This window comes from Fusibacter sp. A1, from assembly GCF_004125825.1.
In the GTDB taxonomy this organism is placed as follows: domain Bacteria; phylum Bacillota; class Clostridia; order Peptostreptococcales; family Acidaminobacteraceae; genus QQWI01.
Genome location: NZ_QQWI01000004.1, coordinates 78,636 through 101,677, shown reverse-complemented (window position 1 = coordinate 101,677; position 23,042 = coordinate 78,636). Strand labels below are relative to the sequence as shown.

Below are 23,042 nucleotides of genomic sequence, written 5' to 3'. Positions count from 1 at the left end.
TCCTAAAGTGATTGCGAATGTGTCAGTTGCTCCTTAAATTCCTCGTAGGACTTTTTACTGAGCTGTGCGTAGGCATTTGGGTTTTTGAGCTTGATCATATACGAAGTACGGTTCAGTTTCTCAAGTCCTTCGACTTGTTTCAGGTTGACGATATAGGAACGGGAGCTCTTATAAAAATCGATATTCGAGAGTAGGCTTTCAAAGGTCTTGAAACTGTCTTTCACTTCGAATGCGGATTTTGTGGTGTAGAGTATGCAGTGTTTTCCTTGGGCTTCTATCGCCACAAGATCTGGCAGTGATACGAACCTGGACCCGTCCTCTGTGTGAACCTCGATGACCTTGTTCTCGTCGGGCATGTTTTGATTAAGCCTGTAAAGGCTACCTGTCAACCTTTCAAAATCGATCGGCTTCTCGATGAAGTCGTAGGCATAGACGCGAAAGGCGTCCTTGATATACGCTCCGTGGCTCGTACAAAAAATCAATTTGGTCTGAGGACTATTCTGATTGATCCACTGAGCAAGCGTCAGCCCGTCGATTTCAGGCATGTCGATGTCTAGTATGGCTACATTCGCCTCTGACGACTCGAAATAGCGCTTGCTGTCAGCTGAACTGGTGGTTGAACAAATCAATTTCACATAGTCGAGCTTTTTGATATGGCTTACGATGGAATCCAGTATGATCTGCTGATCATCGACGACGATAGTTTTTAACATAAATAATCTCCCATGATATTTTGCAATTTCAAGCCATACTATATTATAATAAAAAGGTAGGACATTTACGAGCGTTTTAGCTGAATATTCCAATTTGACGAATAATATGGAAGAGGACCTTATGACAATAGCGGTAATGACGGTGATCTTATATACGCCCATGTGTCATGATTTGAAGTGCAAGCGCAGAATCGTGAAAAGTACCAAGGATAAATTAAGCGGCCACTTCAATGTGAGTGTCGCAGAGTGTGACTACCATGAGGATTACCATAGGGCTCTTATCGGTATCGCCATGATAGGAAGTGACGCGCGGTATCTGGAAGCAAAAATACAGACCGTGATCAACTTTTTAGAAAAGACAGTGACTGTGGATTTTGATATAGTAGAACAAACAATTGAAAAGTGGTGAATGATTTGAAGAGGAGACTACTAACGAAAGAAGAACGTGAGCAGGCGCTTGAGATCCTGTTAAGGACCTACCCCCATGCAAAAGCCGAGCTTGACCATGAGAATGCGTTTGAACTGCTGATTGCCACCATGCTGTCCGCCCAGTGTACGGACATAAGGGTCAATATCGTAACCAAGGAGCTGTTCAAAGTGCTTAAGAAACCTTGTGACATCAGTGGGATAGGGCAAAAGGAGCTTGAGGACATCATAAGGACTTGCGGTCTTTATCAGACCAAGGCTAAGAACATCAGGAAAACCTGTGAGCTGCTTGAAAGGGATTTTGACGGTCAGGTTCCAGGGGATATCCAGACGATGACCACACTCCCTGGTGTCGGCATAAAGACCGCCAATGTAGTAGGGTCGAATGCGTTTGGAATACCTGCCATAGCGGTTGACACCCATGTGCAGCGAGTTTCGAATCGTCTTGGACTTGTCAGTACAAAAGATGTGATCAGTACCGAAAGGGATCTGATGAAGCGAATACCAAAGGTCTTATGGACAAAAATGCATCATGTCCTGATCTTTCACGGAAGATACCACTGTAAGGCGAGAACACCCATGTGCGAAACTTGCCCGGTGAATCATTTGTGCATATCCTACAGAAAGCAGATTGGTGAATAAAATGACGGATTTGAAAGTATTGCCTGAACATATGATCTATGCGCTAGATATAGGAACAAGAAACGTGGTGGGCGTGGTTGGCAAGTATACGGATGATATCTTTCATGTACAAGCCCATCACATGGTTTCGCATCCCGAACGAGCCATGTATGACGGTCAGATCCACGATATCGAAAAAGTGACCAAGGTGGTTAAGACCGTCACAGCGGAGCTTGAGAAGCAAACGGGATACTCGCTTAAAAAAGTTGCGATCGCGGCTGCGGGTAGGGCGCTTAGGACTCAAAGGGTCGAAGTGACTAGAAAGATCGATTCGACCGTTGAAATCGATAAGGGCATCTTGGATACGATTGAGATCGAAGGTATTCAACTTGCGCAGTCCGAACTTGAAAAGGGGGGAGACAAGAAAGCCTCCTCCTACTACTGTGTCGGATATTCTGTAGTGAACTACTACCTGGACGAGGTGCTGATCGGAAATCCGCTAAGCCATAGGGGCAGTCAGCTCACCCTGCAAGTGATTGCGACCTTCCTGCCGCATTCTGTCGTAGATTCCTTATATACTGTCGTAGATAAGATGGGACTCGAGGTAGTCAATCTGACACTTGAGCCGATTGCGGCGATCAATGTCGCGATTCCTCCTAAGTTCAGGCTGCTTAACCTGGCCCTAGTCGATATAGGTGCAGGCACCTCGGATATCGCCCTTACAAAGAACGGAGCAGTCTTTTCCTATGCCATGGTCGATGTGGCGGGTGATGAACTGACTGAGGCGCTGGTTCAGAAGTATCTGCTGGATTTTGATACTGCTGAAGCCCTCAAAACCAACTTGAACAAATCTGAGGAACAGATCTTTAGCGATATTGTCGGCATACCCCATAAGAAATCGACGGATGAGATCATTCTCGAGCTTGAGAATGACGCACAACGAGTCGCTGAAAAGATAGCCGCACGCGTGATTGAAGCAAATGGTGGTGTTCCAAGCGCCGTCTTCCTTATCGGTGGCGGATGCCAAGTTCCCGGATTCAAAAGCCTATTGGCCAAACATCTGGATATAGCAGACGAACGTGTTGTGATCAAAGGTGCGGAGCTGCTTGAGAATATCACTTATGAAAGCGATCCCTTCAAAGGTCCTGAGTTTATCACCCCCCTTGGGATTGGATATTCGGCACTTAAAGATAGGGAACACGACTTTTTACAGGTCCATGTCAATGAAACACCCTTAAGGCTTTTCAATTCAAAAAAACTTTTGGTTTCAGATGCCTTGGTTCTTATCGGCTACAGCGCCAGAAAGCTGCTCCCGGAACGCGGCAAATCCATCACCATCGTCCTCAACGAGCACAGCAGAAAGATTCAGGGCGGATACGGCGAAGCTGCCAAGGTGTATATCAATGGTGCGCTTGCCAGTCTGGATTCTCCGATCAAGAACAAGGATGTGATCAATGTCGAACCCGCTGTGAAAGGGGAAGACGCCTTTGTGAAAATCGCAGATATCGTAGATCTTGAAAATAGAGTCTACTTTAACCAGGAAGTCCTAAGGCTTGTACAGGACGTGTGGGTGAATGAAGCGCCCGCAGATTCCGACCATATCCTCACCCATAATGATCAGGTAAGCATCAAAGCCCTCAATACGGTCGAGGACCTGATGGAGTTTAAGGGGATAAGGACCAAGGACGCCTTAAGGATCAACGGCCGCGAGGTGGAACTGGGCGTTAAACTCAAACATGGAGATTACATCAGCTGGGATCCGCTTGAGGAAGGTCCTTCAAGGAGTGTGACAAAGGAAGCCGATGAGCGATTAAATCCTCAAGTCGTGGGTAAAGAGAAGACATTGGAACAACAAAACAACTTCGATCTGGTTGTAAATCATCGAGCACTTTCGATCAAAACAGACAAGAAGACACTCGTATTTGTCGATGTGTTCGATTACATTGATTTTGATCTTACAAAACCCAAGGGCATTATCGATTTGCAGCTGAATGGAAGTAGGGCTAGATACACCGATGTACTGAAAAACGGAGACGTCATCTACATCGGCTGGAAGAAATGATGTGATCGAGTGAGCAATCTGTACTTAAAAGAAGTGACTTGTCCGATTTGTAGTAAAAAGTTCAAGACACCTAAGATTAAGCAGGCCGGAGTAAAACTGATCCGAAGGGATGAGGACTTCTGCGGATATTATGAAACCTACAATCCTACGTTTTACGGTGTGTATGTATGCCCCAACTGCGGGTATTCGGCGTTTGAAGGTGATTTTTTACAGATCAATGAAATGCAAAAGACAATCGCCAAGAACAGGATCATGCCCAAATGGAAGCCTAGGACCTTCGCAGAGGAACGGTCCATTGATGAGGCGATCTTGATCCATCAGTTGTGTCTTTTGACCTATAACCTGATCGGTCAGAAAAAATCCGATATCGCAAAAGTCTGCTTGCGGCTTGCGTGGTTCTATAGGATGAACGAAAACGAGGAGAGAGAAAGACACTTTCTTACATTTGCGCTGGATAACTATAAAAGGGCATACGATGAAGAGCATCTGGAGGAAAATCCAGACAATCAGATTTTAATCTATTACCTGATCGGTGAAATAAGCAGAAGGCTTGATAACTTCAAGGAGAGTATCTACTGGTTTCATGAAGCGCTTAAATTACCGCACATGAAAAACAAGAGAAAGATTGAAATCCAGACCAGAGACCAGATCATACTGGTGAAAAAGCAGGCGGAAAAACAAAAAAAAGAAGCAACGGAATAGAAACCATCAAAAAAGGTATGCGCGCGCATACCTTTTTGATAATTAATGTATCATCCAGCTTTTCGCTTCTACCAGTGTTTTGAAAGATTTCGTATGGTTGTTCTCCAGACTCATTTCTAGCAGAGAAGCATACTTTTCGCTGATACTGTCGATATGTGAAAGTAGCGCGACTTGGTTGTGCCAACCGGACAGTACGGCAATCAGCATTTCAAAGGCATCGACATAGAATCCGTCGATCTGGGAAATGTCGAGTAGGATAGGATGACTCTCGTCGTTCATCACCCGGTTGTCGGAAATGATTTCTTCTAGGGTTTCCATATCTACTATTTCATGATTTTTAAAATGAATCCAAGTGAATTCAGGTAAGTATTCGATTAAGGACTGTTGATGATGCTTCATGATAATCACCTCGTCTTATGTTTACCCACATGGGGTAGAGGATACGCAAAATATGAAATCTCGCTGAAGACGTTTCAAGGTTTGCGTATCGCTCATATTGGGTAGGCATTTCGATTCGTAATTAATTTCAACTATATATTGTGTACCCTCAAGATTTCACTTTAAACATGCTAATTTAGATTAACATGGATAACGTCCACTTTTGCACACCAGGTTTATCTTTAACCCGCAGCGGGTAAAACTTTTGAGCATAAGGGGGTTTTCAATATGAAGAAAATCAGTGTAAGGATACTAGTAATGTTATTGACAATAATTATTGCAACAACTGCGATCATTGGAATCAGCGTCAACCTTAAAATCAAAAATACACTTGAAAGTCAGACAGTGGAGAGGTTGAACGTTTTAACCGACGGACTCGTGCAGAGAGTGGGGCTGATTCAGGAGCATGTCCAAGAGACAATCGGGGTGATCAACGAACTCCCCCAGGTCAAGGTAAGCGTCAGCCAATCAGGAACTTCAGAAACAGTCGCTCAACAGCGTCAAATAGTCAACGACCTGTTGAAGGAGTTTCAAAAGGGGATTGAGGGGACAGTCGAAGTGCTCTTCATTTCGGACTTGGACGGAAACGTCATCATGGATAGCCTGGATGGCAGCTATTTCGGAATCTCGGTTCTGGATCGAAGTTATTTCGCAAGTGCTTCCTCTGGAATCCCGGCCTGGAGCGAGGTAATCTTCAGTAAAGGCACAGGAAACAGGATTTCGGTTTATGCGACACCGCTCACAGACAGTGCGGGGAGAATACAGGGAATACTGGCTTCGGCGATAAAATGGGAAGTCATTACAAAATCGCTCGATGCAGTCGACGTCGGCGAGGGCGGATATGCCTATATGATTGATAAAACGGGCTTAGTGCTCCATCATCCGGACCGCGAAAAAATTCTTGTCGAGAATTTGGGCGATTCGGATAGTGAAACACTCAATACGCAAGTAGAGGAAATGTTAAGCGGAAAAGAGGGCTTTGGATATTACACCTATGAAAACATCGAAAAAATAAACGTGTTCAGACCGCTTGGCGATTGGTTCCTCTCGATTACTGTACCGACAGATGTGGTATTCAAACCCGTCAGGGAGATGACGACCTACATCCTTTCGGTATCCATGATCGCCATCTTGCTGACCGCCCTTATCTCACTCTTGATTTCACGCTCCATTTCGGTTCCTATCGAGAAAATGAAAAGAGCGATGGCCGATGCCAGCATGGGTAGACTCGATAATGAAGTCATCGTGAGGCAAAAGGACGAAATAGGTCAGCTGGGCACAAGTCTGAATTCGCTCTTATCCTCACTGAGGGTTAAGCGCGACCAGGTCAATGCGATCGCTTGCGGCGATCTTGAGGTCGAAGTGATCCCATCCTCTAAGGAGGACGGCTTAGGTGAGGCGCTGGTGGCTCTGAAGGACACCATGTCCTCCATCAAAAATGACATCAAAGAAATTATCATAGCGACAGAACAGGGGGAGCTTAAAACAAGACTCAAGTCCGAAAGCTATCAGGGATCATGGAAGGAGACAATGGTCGGCATCAATACGGTACTTGAAACCTATAATCGGCCGATTCAACTCACCAAGGACTATTTGAACAGAATCAGTCTAGGAGACATACCGGCTAAGATCGACGAAGCCTTCTTTGGTGATTTTGAAGAGATAAAATCAAGTATCAATGGGCTTATCATTGCTATCAGCAGTTTAGTGGGGGATACCAAAAAGTTCATAGACGCGGCGATTGAAGGGAATCTGGACTACAGGGCGCAAACAGACGGGTTTAACGGAGACTACAAAGAGATCGTAGATGGAATGAATGCCATTATGGATGCGGTTGTCGGTCCAATAGCTGAAGCCGCAACAGTACTTGACGCCCTCAGTAGGGGTGACTTAAGCGCCAGAGTCATGGGCGACTACAATGGTGACCATGCAAATATCAAGGATGCCCTTAACCATACCATGATATCGCTTGAAGCATATATCGCCGAACTCGCCTCTGTGCTTGAATCAGTCAAGAATAAAGATTTGAAGGCGAAAATACGGGGCGACTTCCAAGGTGACTTCGTTACGATAAAACGTTCGACCAATATGATCACAGCGGCTCTATCCGAGTTCATCCAAGAAATCGACGTGGCGGCTTCCCAAGTTAGAATCGGGGCCTCTGCAGTCGCACAGGCCAGTGAAAGCCTTGCGCAAGGAGCGACTGAACAAGCGAGTTCTGTAAGCCAGATCTCAGAGTCGATGCGGGAGATTACCAGTCAGACCAATCTCAACGTATTGCAGGCGAAAGAAGTCGCAAAAGAAACACTGATGATCAGCACACATGCCAGTGAGGGCAATGAAAGCATGAAAGAGCTCTTAAAGGCGATGAGCGATATCGATGAAGCCTCCAATAGGATTTCCGGTATCATCAAGGTAATAGACGAAATCGCCTTCCAGACCAATATACTCGCACTCAACGCCGCTGTGGAGGCCGCCAGAGCCGGCGAACACGGCAAGGGCTTCGCGGTGGTCGCAGAAGAGGTGAGAAACCTAGCGTCTCGAAGCGCAGGCGCTGCTAAAGACACCACCGCACTGATCGATCAGACAGGCAAAGTCGTCGCTAAGGGAATGAGTATCGCAAGCGGAACTGCCAAGCAGCTGCTTGAGATCGTGCAGCAGATCAAGTCTGCAAGTGAAAAGGTGGATCAGATCGCAAAAGCATCTGAAGAGCAATCCATCGCAATCAGCGAAATCAATGTGGGAGTCGATCAGGTGGAAAGGGTGACCCACATGAATTCAAGTTCTTCTGAGGAAAGTGCTGCGACAAGTGAAGAGATGTCATCTCAGGCCGACGTGCTCAAAGATATGGTCGAGCAGTTCGAAGTGAGTCGGGGCAGTATCTCGCTCTATGATGACGAAAGTGCGATGTAATCGACCGATATTCATATAAAGACGTGCATATGGGCATGGTATCCGCTATAATTAGCTTAAAGGAGCGGATACCATGCTAATTTATTTTTTGATATTCTTCGGTAAAATAATTGAAGTCAGTCTTATGACGCTAAGAGTCGTCCTTATCACCAAAGGTGAACGTAAACTCGGCGCCGTTATCGCCTTTTTCGAAATCTGCCTATGGATGCTGATCGTATCGAATGTGATCGACGGACTGATGGATGACCCTTTTAAAGCGATTGCTTACGCCTTGGGATTCTCGCTAGGCAACTATCTGGGTAGCTGGCTTGAGAATCAGATCGGCATTGGGACCTCCCAGGTGCAAATCATCGTAAGGGCGGAGCACGGATATGATTTAAGCCAGTACCTATACAAGCAAGGCTATGCGTGTACTGTGGTCGAGGGGCAAGGCAAAACCTTCACAAGAAACATCCTTTATGTGATCGCTCCCAGAAAAAAGGTGCAGTCGATTATAAAGCTTGCAAAACAGCACCAAAAAAACGCGGTCATCTCCGTGCACGATACAAAACCGTTTTATGGCGGCTACGGTATCAGAAAATGACTTAACAGCCTACTTTAGATGCATTCACAATTGTCTTGCGTCCTAATGGTGGTTATGATAGACCTATGGGTATTACTTAATAAAATAAACTGTTGGAGGTAAATATGAGATTAGGATTCGATTTAGGTGGAACAAATTTGGCATATGGGATTGTTGATGAGGGTAAGATCATTGAAAAAGGTTCTGTGAAGTTGACCGATCTGTCACCTGAGGCTATCTCGAACCACATGACCAAGGCGTATGTGGAGCTGAAAGAGAAATATACGATTACCGCAGTAGGAATAGGCGTTCCGGGAATCGTCTCACAACTCGACGGTATTGTCGTCAAGTGTGTCAATCTGAACTGGGTGATGGTTCCGCTTGCCGAGCTGCTTAAGGAACACATCGAGGTTCCGATTGTAGTCGGTAATGACGCGAATGCGGCTTGTATCGGCGAGGTCGCCTTTGGCGGTATGAAAGGTTATCATGACGCTATTCTTCTGACTTTGGGAACCGGTCTTGGCGGCGGCGTCGTAGCCGGTGGAAAACTTCTGCTAGGGCATCAGGGCGCTGGCACAGAAATCGGACATATGATCATCTCAAGTGGAGAAGCGACATGCAACTGCGGAAACAAGGGCTGTTTTGAGACCTATGTATCAGCGACGGCGCTTATCAGAAAATACAACGAACTTGGAACGACGCATGTCCAAGACGCAAAATCTGTTTTTGACAGACTCGAAAATGGCGATGATGTCGCTGTAGAAGTGGTGGATTGGTTCTGCGAGCATTTCGCAACAGGAATCGTCAATCTGTACAACATCTTCGCTCCTGAAGTAATCGCCCTAGGTGGCGGGGTTGCAAAGGCGTTTCCAAAATTCGAGGCTAGACTGCTTCATGCGATCAGCAATCGTCTTTTTACGAATGATTTGACTTATGGTAAAATAGTGGAAGCGGAGCTTGGCAATGATGCGGGAATTATCGGCGCCGCTTATTTAGCTGACTACCAATAAAAGACATAGACAGAGGTAACGGTGGGTAAAAATGAAAGATTTTCAAGAAATCGTAGATAGTCATGCAACAAATCATCAGTTTTCAGGGGTTGTCCGAATCAAACAAGGGGAGTATACCGTTTATGAAGGAGCTTTCGGCTACGCCTCAAAAGCTTTTAGGATTCCCAATAAGATGGATGTCCGTTTCGGCACCGCCTCGATAACCAAAATGTTTACCGCACTTGGCATATTGAAGCTGGTTGACAGCGGACGGGTAGGTATCACGGATCTGTTATCCGAGTACCTGCAGTTTGATGATGCGACACTTGATCCTGGCATTACTATCGAGCAGCTGCTCACCCACACCTCTGGAATCGCCGATTATTTCGATGCTCGCAATCCAGAAGGCTTTGAGAAATTGTGGAGTCAGGTTCCTAGTCAATATATCGACCGCTTGGACAAGATATTGCCGCTTTTTATCGATGAAACTCCTGAAAACAGACCGGGTGAACAGTTTGCCTATTGCGGTTCGGGCTTCATACTCTTGGGGCTTGTTATCGAGAAGGTGACTGGTATGGACTATTACCAGTACATGAGGGAAGAAGTCTTTAAGAAGCACTATCTATTCGATACGGATTTTATTCCTCTTCAGCAAGTATGTGAAAATGTCGCCGAAGGGTACATTCCTGTGAAAAACGAAAAGAATCAACTGATCGGTTGGCAGAGGAATATTTTCTCGGTACCGTCCAATGGCCTATCGGATGGCGGTGCTTTTTCAACGGCAAGGGATATGATCAAGTTCATGAGAATGCTTAGGCAGCACGAGTTCTTAAGCGAGGCGACGACCAAAGAATGGCTATGGCCAAGAATCGAAGTCGGGTCAGGTCTTTTTTATGGTCTTGGAGTATGGATCGCATATGATGAGCAGGGCGATTTGATGAAATACGGACATACCGGTGAAGACCCAGGAGTCAGTGCTAGGGTCTACCACTATCCTAAGCAGAACATCGATCTTGTCTTGTTCTCGAATCATGGACTTTCGACAAGTGCTTTGCTTTCTGAGCTTGAAGCCTTGATAACTTCTGGCAAATATGATGTCGGATTACAAATTTAAGAAAAATTTAAGGTGAATTTTGGTATATAATGGTAAAAACAGCTTTCATGTGAAGCTGTTTTTTTTTATAATGGGAACATGGAGGTGAAGTCTAACAATGTTAGAGCAATTACTAGGATTAGAAAAATTCTACTTGTATGTCGCGGTGCCCGCATCGATTATCCTGATTATTCAGACGGTACTTACACTAGTGGGTGCGAGTGGAGAAATAGATGTGGACTTTGATGCGGATGGAGACACCGATGTTATCGGAGGTTCTGGGCTGAGTTTGTTCACAATAAGGAATCTCATCGCATTTTTCACCTTTTTCGGTTGGAGCGGACTATGGCTCTTAAGTAGTGGGGTGAATAAACTTTTTACGGTGGTGATGTCGTTCTTTATCGGTGTGGTCTTTATGGGTATCTCGATGGGGACCTTCTATCTGATCAGCAAAATGCAGCGAAGCGGGACGCTCAACATCAAGAATGCGCAATCCCATATCGGCGAAGTGTATATCCGCATACCCGCAAATCGGGAGGCGACAGGAAAAGTGCTCATCAAAGTACAGGGCGCGCTTCGTGAACTTGAGGCGGTCACCGATGATGTGGACGGCATTAAGACAGGAACACAAGTCAAGGTGGTCGACATACTTGATAATTCAAAATTAGTCGTAACAAAGTTTTATTTTGACTGATGTAAGAACTTTAGGAGGAATTCATGATAGGAATGGGTAACATATCAGGCTTGGCTTTTTCATCATTGGCCATAATCTTTATCTTTGGACTCATCATCGCGATCTTATCAAGGTATAAGAAATGTCCATCCGATAAGATACTTGTAAAATACGGTATGGTAGGCTCCACAGACAGCGGTACCAACAGCGCCAAATGCATACATGGTGGGGCGACTCTGGTTTGGCCGGTGTTCCAGGCGTATCGATTTTTGGATCTTACGCCGATGTCGATTGAAGTGAATCTGCAGAATGCGTTATCGAAGCAGAACATCAGAATCGATGTACCATCGCGTTTCACTGTCGGAATCAGCACGGAACCAGAGGTCATGCAAAATGCGGCGGAACGTCTTCTTGCCCTAAAGAACGAGGAAATTCAGGAGCTTGCAAAGGATATCATCTTCGGTCAACTCAGACTTGTGGTTGCAACGATGGATATCGAGGAAATCAACACGGATAGGGATAAGTTTTTAGAAGAAGTGTCGCGAAATGTGGAATCTGAACTGAAGAAGATCGGTTTGAGACTGATCAACGTGAATATAACAGATATCAGTGATGAATCAGGCTATATCGACGCGCTTGGTAAGGAAGCCGCCGCAAAGGCTGTCAATGACGCTAAAATCTCTGTGTCTCAAAAGAACAGGGACGGTCTGATCGGTGAAGCGAATGCTGTGATGGACCAGCGTGTCAAGGTATCGGATGCGAATGCGATTGCAACTGAAGGTGAGAATGCTGCAAAAATCAAAGTGGCTGAATCCGATGCGACAAGAAGAGAAATGGAAGCTATCGCGAATAAGCGAGCGGTCACAGCAGAAAAAATCCAGCAGGCCAAGGCGCTTGAAGAGTCCTATGCCGCTCAAAAGGCAGCTGAAATCGCTCGTGCCGAAAAAGAACTTGCGACCAAAGAAGCGGACGAAATCGTTCAGGCTGAGATCGATAAACGCAGAATGGAAATCCAAGCAGAAGCCGAGGCTGAACGTACTAGACGTCATGCCAAAGGTGAGGCGGATGCCATCTACATGAAGCTCGAAGCCCAAGCAAAGGGTCTCAACGAAATGCTTGTAAAACAGGCGGAAGGCTTCAAGAAGCTTGTTGAAGCTGCAGGCGGTGCGGAAGATGCCATGAAGCTGATGATCGTAGACAAGCTTCCAGAACTCATTGAAAAGCAAGTGGAAGCGATTAAGAATATAAAAATCGATAAAGTCACTGTCTGGGACAATCTAGGCGGAGATGACGGAAAGACCAATACAGCTAAGTTCGTATCGGGTATGATGAAGTCGGTTCCGCCGCTAAATGAGATCTTCGATATGGCCGGACTCGATCTGCCAGGCTACCTTGGTACAAAGAAAGTGGAAGCACCGACCCCTAAGGAAGAAGTACCGACACTTGTGGAAGAGCTAGAGGAATAAGCGATAGATTGCTGCTGTAATGCCGAGCCGGTGTTACAGCATTTTTTTACGCAAAATAAGGCTTTTGGCCCAGTTGTTAAGTAATAAGGTCCATAGTATTAAAAAACCATTACATGCTATACTGGGCATTAATAAGTGGTACTATAATAATAGCAATTTACAAAAGGAGGAACACTAATGAAACGGATTTTGAGTTTGTTTTTATCAATGATGCTCATCCTGTCCTTGTCTGTCAGTTTTGCAGACGGCACCGAGAGTCAGAGCATTTTTAATGATCTTTCAAAGGATCATTGGGCTTATGACGCCATCAAGCAGATGGTGGAGAACAATGTGCTGTCGGGTTATCCAGATGGAACGTTCAGACCGGAGGCTAAGGTCAGCCGTGCCGAGTTTGCAAAACTCATGGTCAAGGCACTCAACCTACCTATCGATGAGAATTCCAAGTCGTCTTTTGTTGATGTGGATGATTCGCACTGGGTGGTTCCCTACCTTGAAGCGGCAAAGCAGTATCTTACAGGCTATCAGGCCTTGAACGGCATTAAGTACAAGCCGGACGAACCTGCGCTTCGTGAGGATATGGCTGTCGCTCTTGTAAACGCGCTTAAACTACCACTTACATCGACTGAACCGCTTAACACCTATACGGACAAATCAAGCATTTCGACTCAGCTTAGAGCCCATGTCGCAACCGCTATTTCAAACAATCTGATCAAGGGCTATGAAAAGGACGGCGTAAAGACATTTAAACCGCTTGGTGAGCTTACCAGAGCGGAAGCTGCGAAACTTTTACTTAACGTGATCGTAGAAGAGAAGATCATTCTTCCAACAGAGGAGAAAGTGATTTTAGATGACTCAGGCAACTTTGTCGTCAAAGGCTCTGTAAATGAGAACGGCATATTACTCCAGTGGTCCATTTCTGATCTTGAAGGAATTCAAGGTTTTAAGATAGTGGCTTCAAAAAACAATTCGAATCCTAGATATCCGGAGAGCGGATATTATACTTACTTGAGAGACACAGGCCTGCGTACTTATCTGATAGATGGTAAAAGCTATAACAGCGGTGATTTCGGATCCTTCGAATCTGGTGAGGAGTATTACTTTAGCGTGACAGCCATTTATGAAGATAAGAAAGTAGCTGGAAATTCAGTCAGACTGACTTACCCAGGATCAAGCGAACCGGAAGTCACAGAACCTGTGACAAGGGTTTATGATTTGAAACTCACACTTGTTTCGGATGACGACTATCTGAAATTTGAATGGACCAAGGTACCCCAAGATCAACTTAAATACTACAAAGTGGTGGCATCAAAATCGGATAGCACACCCATGTATCCGGATAACGGTTATCAGACCTACATGTCTGACAGCGACGACAACGATATAAAAATCATGTCAGGCATGAGTTATAACGGTGGGGACATCGGGAAATTCAGTGCGGGAGAAAGCTACTACTTTGCAATCACGGCTGTGATGAAGGATGGCTCCAAAGTGACTAGTAATGCTATCAAAGCAACCGTGCCGGGCGATGAACTCGTAATCGTGAAGGACACGATTGTACTTAAAGCGTTTGAAAGCGACGGTAAGTTGGTTCTGGAATGGACCCCATCGAAGAGGGGAGACTTTAGAGGCTATAAAGTCGTGGCGTCAAAAACAGACGACACACCTGCCTATCCTGACAACGGCTATTACAAGTATATCACCAACATTGGAACAAGTAGGGTGGAGATACCTGTAGGAGCAGGCTATAACAACGGATTCGACTCCTTTGAAGCAGGTGACTACTACTTTGCGATCACAACGCTCTATGAAGACGGTCAAAAGGACATCTCAAATACTGTTATTGGAACCGTAAAATAAGAAAAGTTTAACCCATCTCCATAGAGGTGGGTTTTATTTCGCCACTCAAAATGTTATGATAATGGCAGGAGGATTTTTAAATGACAACTAGAAGATTAATGGATATAGCCCTTGCTCTTGCAGGACTTGAAAAAGAACCGCATGATACGGTTATTTCCGTAGCGGGTGAAGGAATCGAAAAAGTGTTGATAGGTATCGACATGGATACGCCGGAACTATTACTTGCTGAGAAGCTCGGATACGACTGCGTCGTATCGCACCATCCTAAAGCTGATTCGGGTTCGATGGACTTTCACAAGGTGATGAATGTACAGATCGATAAGATGGTGGAGTTCGGTGTGCCGATCAACAAGGCGCAGAAGAAGCTACGCAAAAAAGTGGCGGATGTGGATTTAGGATCTCATGTAGGAAACTACGACCGCACAAGTTCAGCTGCAAGACTGATGAACATGCCTTATATGAACATCCACTTGCCAGCGGATATCCTGACTGAAAACTTTGTACAGGAATATCTGGACACCAAGTTCGAAAAGCAACCCAAGACGACACTTCAGGACATCTGCGATGCCTTAAACGAAATCGAAGAGTATCAGAAAAGTCTTGCAAAGCCTGTGATCAGAGTGGGTGGAGCTGGTGATTACGCTGGAAAGATCGCCGTACTCATGGCTGGTGGAACCAACGGTGGAGCCGAAGTATTCAAATCTTATTTCGAAGCAGGTGTAGGAACCATCATATGCATGCATGTGCCTGGCGATGTGAAGAAAGCGGTCGAGGAGCAGGGGATTGGCAATGTGATTGTAGCAGGCCACATGTCCAGCGATTCGATCGGGCTTAATATGATCATCAAGGAATGGGAAAAAGCGGGCGTTGAAGTCACAAAAATGTCTGGAATCGTATAATAGTGTATAAAAAAATGCCGCTCAATTGAGCGGCATTTTGCTTTAGTCGACTTTAAACCTATTTGTTTCTGTTTCAAGGATCTGGGCCATCGTCTTAAGTTCTGATATGCTGGCACCGATTTCTTCGAAGGTGGCAACTTGCATTTCAACGCTCTCGCCGATTCTTTCAGCGGATGTCGCGTTGGTCTGCATGATATCCGACAACTCGTCGATCGCTTTAGCCATATCATCAGAGATTTCGGATTGCTGTGTAGCTCCATCTGAAATCGTATTGAGCTTGTCGTCGATCGCCTGGATCAGTTCAAGAATTTGCGTGAAGCTCATATTTGTTTCATAAACCTGTTTCACACTTTCTGTTACGTAGGTTTGTTCTGTAATCATCGTTTCGTTGGCGCCATCGATATCTTTTGAAATCTGCTTGATGATACCGTTGATCTCGAATGCCGAACCTTTGGACTGTTCTGCGAGCTTTCTGACTTCCTCGGCGACAACTGAGAATCCACGACCGTGCTCTCCGGCTCTTGCAGCTTCTATAGAAGCGTTGAGTGCGAGAAGCGATGTCTGCTCCGCGATGGCGTTGATGATACTTACGATACCTACGATTTCTTGTGAGGATAATTTAAGTGTTGAAATCACATTTGCCATCGATTCCGAAGATTCTTTCACCTGTTCGATGCTCTTGACTACATGGTTGAGCTTTTGGGCACCCTGCTTGGAAGCTTCTAAAACTTCTGTCGAGTCATTTGCCACAGCGTGGGCTTCTTTTGCGATCATCGCCGCACTGCTTGAAAGTTCCTGAATGCTTGCTGTTGTTTCCTGAACTACGCTTGCGTTGTTCTGTAGCCCGTCGACCATCGCCTGTACTTCGATGTTCATATTCTCGATACTGTCGTTGGCTTGTTCGATAGCACCGTAGATCTCTTCTGTATAAGTCGTTAGCGTAGTCACACTTGATTTAACTTTAATGACGACGTCTCTGATTTTAGTGACAAAGTTATTGAATAGGGTAGCCAGTAAGCCAAGCTCTTCTTTCGTCTTGACTTCGAGCATTTTAGTGAGGTCTCCTTCACCTTCAGAGATATCCTTAAGCATCACGTTAAGGTTTTTAACCGGTTGCGAGATGATACGCGAGATGATGATGGCGAAGATGATGACGATAACGAGCATGATACCGACAATGATCGCCACACTTGTCACCATGGAACTGATTTGACCCATGATCTTCTCTTCAAACAATTGATTGAGTTCTTCAGAGGATACAAGCACTCTATTCAGTGCTGCGTTCATATCTCCGTAGATTCCTTCTGAGTCTGTTTTACCAATTTTATCGTTCAGTGCGATCAGCGCCTCGAATGATGTGATGAACTCACTGTTCATTTCACTGTAACCGTCTTTGAAGCTATCCGGTTTGTCACTTTGAATGACCTTTTGGTTTAGCGTGGTAAAGACACCTTTGATTTGGTTGAAGTACTGGATGTCCATCGTATAGAGATAGTTGACATATGCCGAGTCCACTTCGGAAAGCATTTTTTGGACCGCCTGATCTGAAGAGAAGACGATCAGCTTCGATTTCAAATCATTCTTAAGCTTAGTTGTGTCACCGATCAGTCCTGCATCACCAAAACCCTTGAGTTGTGTGTTGAAGTGCATCTGATCGAAGTAATAGTTGTAATCGTCCAGATTGCGCTGGACATCTTTGATCTTATCTTTGATGCTGAGGTTACGCTTGACTAAATCTGTGCCGAGCATGATTTCGAACTTTTTATTTGCCTGCTCCAGCAGGGCATAGAACTGGATTGTTCGAGGTGTCGAATTCAAGGTGAAGTCATCGTTGTTGGTGTCGTCCTTGAAGAACTGCGGATTCTTAGAATCTACAAGCAAGAAGTCCTTTTGGGTGGAGTTCATGTCCTTGACGATCTGATTGAGTTGCATCTGAGATTGAATCAGCGGAATATCATCATCCTTTATCGAAGAGATGAGGGTATAGCCGCGAAGTACGATATAGATAACTGCGATAAGGACAAGAATGAATGCAACGATGATTTTAGTCCCGATTTTCCAGTTCTTAAAGGAGAGGCTACTGCCTGGACCTTCATTTTTAACGGATTTCGATTTTTTAGAACGCTTGGACGGTTTGTCGGACCTTACAGCTTTTTCTTTCTTCGCTTTTGGGGTCTTTTTCGTCTTTTTTACCTTCTTCTTCTTCTCATCAGCTGCTTCGCTTATTGAAGCACCATCGATTACAGGTGCTGTCGCTTTCTTTTTTTTGCCCTTAAACATACTAGCTCCTCCTCAGTACCATGCAACAGGTTCACACGATAACATGTTTAATATTCTAAAATTTCGGATACTTTATTATAACAGCAAGTGTTTTAACTTTCTACTTCTGTTTTGCCTTGAGTCGTTCAAGGATGAGTTTATACCCGCCTGTTTGCGACTGTAAACACTTACTTATTCTACTGATTGTAGCGGTCGACGCTCCAGTGACGTCCTCGATATGCGAATAAGTCTCCTGATTATCCAGGAGCTCAGCCACCTTAAGGCGCTGGGACAAGGACTGGACTTCGCTGATCGTACAGATGTCGTCGAAGAACCGTTCGCAGTCCTCTTTTGTTTCTAGGGTTAGAATAGCTTTGTAAAGCTGATCGATCAGTGGATCGGTGTACTTAGGCTGATAGGACATGCTTGGTATCCTCCTTGGATTGGTGTGATGATTCCTTAACAGTTTATCAAAAAAACACACATGTAGCATCAGTTTCTTAGTCTTTACCCAATAAATCTTTAATGAACTGTTTAGTCGCGATGTTTTGCGGAAGCTTGGAGGACGTGACGACACCGATCTGTCTTTTTTTAGCTTGGGCTTCGGATGGGGTTTTAGAGCTCAAGGTGCCGTCTAGTGGAAGCTTTACGACTTTGATGTCCTGATGCGCCTCAAGGGCATACTCGGGAACCACTCCGATACCGAAGCCAGCTTTTACAAAATCAAAGATCAGATCTAGGCTGCTTAGCTCTATCTCCGGTTTGAACTCAAGTCCATGTGCTGCGAATATCATTTCGGTATAGTCCCTTGTGGTCGCCCCTTTTTCTAGACTGATAAAGGGATAGTCTATGAGCTCCTCAAGTGTGGTCAGCTCGTCGATAGCGCTGTCGACTCTAGTTATGAGCACCTCATCAAAGGATTTCAGTTCGATGATGTCGGTGTCAGGTCCCTTCATGTTTGGAAGGACATTGACAACGGCCAGATCGATTTCGCCGCCTCTTAGCGCTTGGACAGAAACCGCCGAGGGTCGGTTTGAAAGGGTGATATGGATATTCGGATAGGCTTTTTTATAACGGCTTAAGTAGGGCATCAGAAAGTACCTGCAGATCGTATCGGACACCCCGATACTGATCGAGCCCTCATCCATGCGCACAAGCTTGGCCATTCGCTTTTCACTATGGTTGATGCGCTCGATTACTTCTGTGACATCGGCATAAAGCAGTTCTCCCGCGCTTGTGAGCTTCATGCTCTTGGTGGTTCTTTCAATAAGTGTCAGACCAAGCGCTTCCTCAAGTTTTGCCAGCGACTGGCTGACGCTTGACTGAGAGACGAATAAGACTTTTGCGGCTTTTGAAAAACTGCCGGCTTTAACGATTTCATAGAAGATCCTGTAATAATCAAGTGTCACATTCATCTATAAGCCTCCTTAATAAATACATGAGTAATATTAATATTTATTATAGATCATCCTGTGATAAAATCAAGCTGTGAAGATTTGATGCGGTTGCATCTATAGTGAATAGATAAGGTGAGAGGTGTTTAAATGATTGCTAGAGTTTATGTCGAGAAACAAGCAGGATTTGATGTGGAAGCAGACCACTTGGTCAAGAGTTTAAAAGAAGGTCTAGGCCTTGACGGACTGAAAAAGATGCGTGTGATCAACGTCTATGACGTTGAAGGTATCGATGAGGCTTTGATGCGTGAAGCCACTTTAAACATTTTATCTGAGACGAATGTGGATACGGTATACGATGAAAGCTTTGATTACAAAAATGCCGATTTCTACTTTGGTGTCGAATACTTGCCAGGCCAGTTCGATCAGAGAGCGGATTCTGCGGCGGAATGTATCCAGATCTTAAGCGGTTCTGTAAGACCGGCAGTCAGATCATTCAAGTTATACATGCTTGACGGGCAGTTTGACGAGGATACAAAAAAAGCGATTGTGAATTACATGATCAACCCGGTTGATTCCAGAGAAGCCATTCTTGAGATACCAAAGTCGATTGTGATGGACTTTGAAGTACCTCACAAGGTGGAATCGATTGACGGATTTACGACGTTCACCTTAGGTGAGATGAAACAGTTCAGCTACACGATGGGTTTTGCGATGACGCTGGATGATCTGATGCATATACAAGAGTACTATATCAACACCGAAAAGAGAAATCCGACGATCACTGAGCTTAAGGCGATCGACACCTACTGGTCGGACCACTGCAGACATACGACATTTATGACTGCGATCGACGAGATCGCTTTTGACGAGGATCCGTCGCTATTACCAGTAAAAGAGGCCTATGACAGATACCTTGAAGTAAGAACTGCTGTCTACGGTCAAACGGACCGTCCTGTCACCTTGATGGACCTTGCAGTGATTGCGATGAAAGACGCTAAAAGGACAGGCGATCTTGATAACCTGGATGAATCGGAAGAAATCAACGCCTGCAGCATTGAGATTCCCGTCAATACTTCTGAGGGCACGGAAGAATGGCTCCTCATGTATAAGAACGAGACACACAACCACCCGACTGAAATCGAGCCTTTCGGTGGAGCGGCGACTTGCCTTGGTGGGGCTATCAGGGATCCGCTTTCAGGTAGAGCCTACGTCTATCAGGCGATGAGGGTCACAGGTGCTGCCGATCCACGCACGCCTTTGAGTGAGACGCTTGCAGGAAAGCTTCCTCAAAAGAAAATTACGAAAGAGGCCGCTAGAGGTTATTCATCTTACGGCAATCAGATAGGTCTTGCAACAGGACAGGTTGCAGAAGTATATCATCCGAACTATGTGGCAAAACGTATGGAAGTGGGTGCGGTTATCGCGGCCTGCCCTAAGGATTTTGTCCGTAGAGAAACTCCGATGCCTGGCGATATCGTCATTCTGGTCGGCGGTAGAACGGGTAGAGACGGTTGTGGCGGAGCCACAGGTTCTTCTAAAGAGCATACGGAGGATTCGATCCTCGCATGCGGAGCAGAAGTACAAAAGGGCAATCCACCGACGGAGAGAAAAATTCAAAGACTATTTAGAAATAAAGAGCTGACGAGACTGATCAAACGTTGTAACGACTTTGGCGCAGGCGGAGTATCTGTCGCCATAGGTGAGATCGCAGACTCGATAGATATCCACTTGGATAGGGTTCCAAAAAAATACGACGGACTCGACGGCACCGAACTTGCAATTTCGGAATCGCAGGAACGTATGGCGGTAGTGGTAGAAAAAGAAGATGTAGATAAATTCCTGCATCTATCTGCGAAAGAAAACGTGGAAGCGGTGGTTGTCGCCGACATCACGGATTCAGGTCGATTGAGAATGTTTTGGAAGGATCAGACGATCTTCGATGTTAAAAGGGAGTTCCTCGATACCAATGGAGTAAGACAGACTCAAGCTGTTGAAGTCAAGGCTTATGACGCCTTGGAAACTTTCTTCAAACCGTCAATGACAGATGATGAGTCTGTGGTATGGCAACTTAAAGCCAAGTTGAGCTCACTTAATATCACCTCGCAAAAGGGGCTTCAGGAAATGTTCGACTCGACGATTGGAGCAGGAACGGTACTGATGCCGCTTGGTGGTAAACATCAGTTGACTCCTGTTGACGGTATGGTCGCTAAAATCCCTGTGCTTGGCAAAGAGACGACGACCTGTTCTGCGATGACCTATGGCTTCCATCCGGATCTTGCTTCTTGGAGTCCTTTCCACGGCGCTTACTACGCTGTAGTGGAGTCTCTTGCGAAATTAGTCGCTTTAGGATTCGACGTGAACAAGACTAGGCTGTCGTTCCAGGAATATTTTGAAAAACTAGGGGAGAACCCGGCAAAATGGGGTAAACCATTTAGTGCGCTTCTTGGGGCTTTTGCCGTACAAGATGCGATGAGAATACCAGCGATCGGCGGCAAGGACAGTATGTCAGGTACCTTTAAGGATATCGACGTACCTCCGACGCTGATCTCCTTTGCTGTGAATCACGGCGAAGTGGATGAGGTGATTTCACCGGAACTAAAAGGTGCGGGCAATATGCTTGTCGCATACATGCCACCTTACAATAAGGATTTCACCTTGAACCTTGAATCACTGAAGAAGGACTTTGAAGCAATCAACAAACATATGAGAAGCGGTGACGTCCTTTCAGCCAAAACGATCGGTCAAGGCGGTATGCTTACAGCGATGACTGTGATGGCGATGGGTAACGGCATCGGGTTCGATGTGGAAGTCGGTTCGATAGATACGCTATCGACACCTTGGATCGGTGGCATGGTACTTGAAGTTAAACCGGGCAGCCTTTTATCGGTACCACATTTACCGGTCGCCCTTACAAGAGAAGACAGCCTTGTTTCTATCGGAAGCGAAAAAACAACCCTAGAAGCATTGAGATCTGATTATACAAAAGGACTTGAAACGATCTTCCCAAGTGCTGAGACAGCGGATGGTGAAGTTAAATCCTTGAGCTTTGAAACAAAGAAAGTGTTCACATCAGCCATCAAAATCGCTAAACCGAAGGTTTATATTCCGGTATTCCCTGGCACCAACTGTGAATACGACATGGCAAGAGCCTTTGAGCTAAACGGTGCTGAAGCTGAGATTCAAGTATTCAGAAACATCGGAGCGGGCAATATAGAAGAATCGATCGCTGCGATGGTCAAAGGGATCGAAAGCTCGCAGATGATCGCGCTACCTGGCGGATTCAGCGCTGGTGATGAACCGGACGGTTCTGCCAAGTTCATTGCAACTGCCTTCAGAAATCCTGCAGTGACAGAAGCAGTCATGAAACTGTTAAAAGAAAAAGACGGTCTGATGCTCGGTATCTGCAACGGATTCCAGGCACTGGTAAAACTCGGTCTTATCACCCATGGCGAGATCAGATCGCTTGATAAGCACGATCCTACTCTGACCTACAACAAGATAGCACGCCACGTATCGACGATTTCAAGGGTGAAGGTAGCATCGAACAATTCACCATGGCTTACTACCACGCCTGTGGGCGCTGAGTACAATGTCGCTGTGTCACACGGCGAAGGTCGATTTGTAGCAGAAGGTGACGCGTTAAGAAGACTGATTGAAAACGGTCAGATCATCACGCAGTACGTTGACCTCAATGGTGATGTGACGATGGACGGTCAGTTCAATCCAAACGGATCTGTTTATGGCATTGAAGGTGCAGTGAGTCCTGACGGTCGAGTATTTGGAAAAATGGGTCACACCGAAAGATTCGGAAAAGGACTTTATCAGAATATTCCTGGCGACTTCGATATGGACATTTTCGCGTCAGGTGTCAAGTATTTTAAATAATGTTCGTCATATAACGAACATTGATTTATTAAAACAACTTAATAATTCGTATTTGTATTGAAAGAAAAGTAGAGCTTTGGTAAGATG

Annotated in this window: 18 protein-coding genes; 13 read left to right on the top strand and 5 right to left on the bottom strand. The window is 45.4% G+C overall.

The features are described 5' to 3' along the window. Positions 1 to 2: 2 nt before the first annotated feature. Complete coding sequence (locus tag DWB64_RS06260) at positions 3 to 713, bottom strand: LytTR family DNA-binding domain-containing protein (RefSeq protein ID WP_164980267.1); 711 nt, start codon at positions 711 to 713, stop codon at positions 3 to 5. 121 nt (positions 714 to 834) lie between these two features. Between DWB64_RS06260 and DWB64_RS06255 the strand changes: the two genes are divergently transcribed. The 4 genes from DWB64_RS06255 to DWB64_RS06240 are packed head-to-tail and all read left to right on the top strand — an operon-like array spanning position 835 to position 4,524. Further along, positions 835 to 1,122, top strand: coding sequence for a DUF503 domain-containing protein (locus DWB64_RS06255; protein WP_164980266.1), 288 nt, complete (start codon positions 835 to 837; stop codon positions 1,120 to 1,122). Positions 1,123 to 1,127: 5 nt separating this feature from the next. After that, positions 1,128 to 1,781, top strand: a complete 654-nt coding sequence (gene nth / locus DWB64_RS06250; protein WP_129487352.1) for an endonuclease III — start codon at positions 1,128 to 1,130, stop codon at positions 1,779 to 1,781. 1 nt (position 1,782) lies between these two features. Continuing rightward, positions 1,783 to 3,822: a cell division protein FtsA gene (locus DWB64_RS06245; RefSeq protein ID WP_129487351.1), complete on the top strand. Its 2,040-nt coding sequence runs from the start codon at positions 1,783 to 1,785 to the stop codon at positions 3,820 to 3,822. 9 nt (positions 3,823 to 3,831) lie between these two features. Next, positions 3,832 to 4,524 carry a DUF2225 domain-containing protein gene (locus DWB64_RS06240; protein WP_129487350.1) on the top strand — a complete coding sequence of 231 codons (693 nt, stop codon included), beginning with the start codon at positions 3,832 to 3,834 and terminating at the stop codon, positions 4,522 to 4,524. Positions 4,525 to 4,566: 42 nt separating this feature from the next. Here DWB64_RS06240 and DWB64_RS06235 read toward each other — a convergent pair whose 3' ends face one another. Beyond that, the gene (locus DWB64_RS06235) at positions 4,567 to 4,923 is read right to left on the bottom strand and encodes a hypothetical protein (RefSeq protein ID WP_129487349.1); all 357 of its coding nucleotides are present in this window, start codon (positions 4,921 to 4,923) and stop codon (positions 4,567 to 4,569) included. A gap of 267 nt (positions 4,924 to 5,190) precedes the next feature. Between DWB64_RS06235 and DWB64_RS06230 the strand changes: the two genes are divergently transcribed. The 8 genes from DWB64_RS06230 (at position 5,191) to DWB64_RS06195 (ending at position 15,414) form a co-directional block, all read left to right on the top strand. Continuing rightward, positions 5,191 to 7,875, top strand: coding sequence for a methyl-accepting chemotaxis protein (locus DWB64_RS06230; protein ID WP_129487348.1), 2,685 nt, complete (start codon positions 5,191 to 5,193; stop codon positions 7,873 to 7,875). Positions 7,876 to 7,948: 73 nt separating this feature from the next. Further along, the gene (locus tag DWB64_RS06225; protein ID WP_129487347.1) at positions 7,949 to 8,458 is read left to right on the top strand and encodes a DUF2179 domain-containing protein; all 510 of its coding nucleotides are present in this window, start codon (positions 7,949 to 7,951) and stop codon (positions 8,456 to 8,458) included. Between the two features lie 104 nt (positions 8,459 to 8,562). Beyond that, positions 8,563 to 9,447, top strand: coding sequence for an ROK family protein (locus tag DWB64_RS06220; protein ID WP_129487346.1), 885 nt, complete (start codon positions 8,563 to 8,565; stop codon positions 9,445 to 9,447). Between the two features lie 31 nt (positions 9,448 to 9,478). Next, the gene (locus DWB64_RS06215; protein WP_129487345.1) at positions 9,479 to 10,540 is read left to right on the top strand and encodes a serine hydrolase; all 1,062 of its coding nucleotides are present in this window, start codon (positions 9,479 to 9,481) and stop codon (positions 10,538 to 10,540) included. A 97-nt stretch (positions 10,541 to 10,637) separates the two neighbouring features. Beyond that, positions 10,638 to 11,213, top strand: a complete 576-nt coding sequence (locus DWB64_RS06210) for an NfeD family protein (RefSeq protein ID WP_129487344.1) — start codon at positions 10,638 to 10,640, stop codon at positions 11,211 to 11,213. 32 nt (positions 11,214 to 11,245) lie between these two features. After that, a complete protein-coding gene (locus tag DWB64_RS06205) occupies positions 11,246 to 12,658 on the top strand; it encodes a flotillin family protein (RefSeq protein WP_129487611.1) in 1,413 nt (470 codons plus the stop codon). A gap of 177 nt (positions 12,659 to 12,835) precedes the next feature. Further along, positions 12,836 to 14,515, top strand: coding sequence for an S-layer homology domain-containing protein (locus DWB64_RS06200; RefSeq protein ID WP_129487343.1), 1,680 nt, complete (start codon positions 12,836 to 12,838; stop codon positions 14,513 to 14,515). Between the two features lie 80 nt (positions 14,516 to 14,595). Continuing rightward, positions 14,596 to 15,414, top strand: a complete 819-nt coding sequence (locus tag DWB64_RS06195; protein ID WP_129487342.1) for a hypothetical protein — start codon at positions 14,596 to 14,598, stop codon at positions 15,412 to 15,414. Positions 15,415 to 15,456: 42 nt separating this feature from the next. On the opposite strand, the gene DWB64_RS06190 is transcribed toward DWB64_RS06195, so the two are convergent. From DWB64_RS06190 to DWB64_RS06180, 3 genes are all read right to left on the bottom strand, one after another. Then, the gene (locus DWB64_RS06190) at positions 15,457 to 17,694 is read right to left on the bottom strand and encodes a methyl-accepting chemotaxis protein (protein ID WP_129487341.1); all 2,238 of its coding nucleotides are present in this window, start codon (positions 17,692 to 17,694) and stop codon (positions 15,457 to 15,459) included. Between the two features lie 100 nt (positions 17,695 to 17,794). After that, complete coding sequence (locus DWB64_RS06185) at positions 17,795 to 18,097, bottom strand: YerC/YecD family TrpR-related protein (protein ID WP_129487340.1); 303 nt, start codon at positions 18,095 to 18,097, stop codon at positions 17,795 to 17,797. Between the two features lie 76 nt (positions 18,098 to 18,173). After that, positions 18,174 to 19,088, bottom strand: coding sequence for a LysR family transcriptional regulator (locus tag DWB64_RS06180; protein WP_129487339.1), 915 nt, complete (start codon positions 19,086 to 19,088; stop codon positions 18,174 to 18,176). A 129-nt stretch (positions 19,089 to 19,217) separates the two neighbouring features. Between DWB64_RS06180 and DWB64_RS06175 the strand changes: the two genes are divergently transcribed. After that, positions 19,218 to 22,955 carry a phosphoribosylformylglycinamidine synthase gene (locus tag DWB64_RS06175; RefSeq protein ID WP_129487338.1) on the top strand — a complete coding sequence of 1,246 codons (3,738 nt, stop codon included), beginning with the start codon at positions 19,218 to 19,220 and terminating at the stop codon, positions 22,953 to 22,955. Positions 22,956 to 23,042 lie beyond the last annotated feature (87 nt).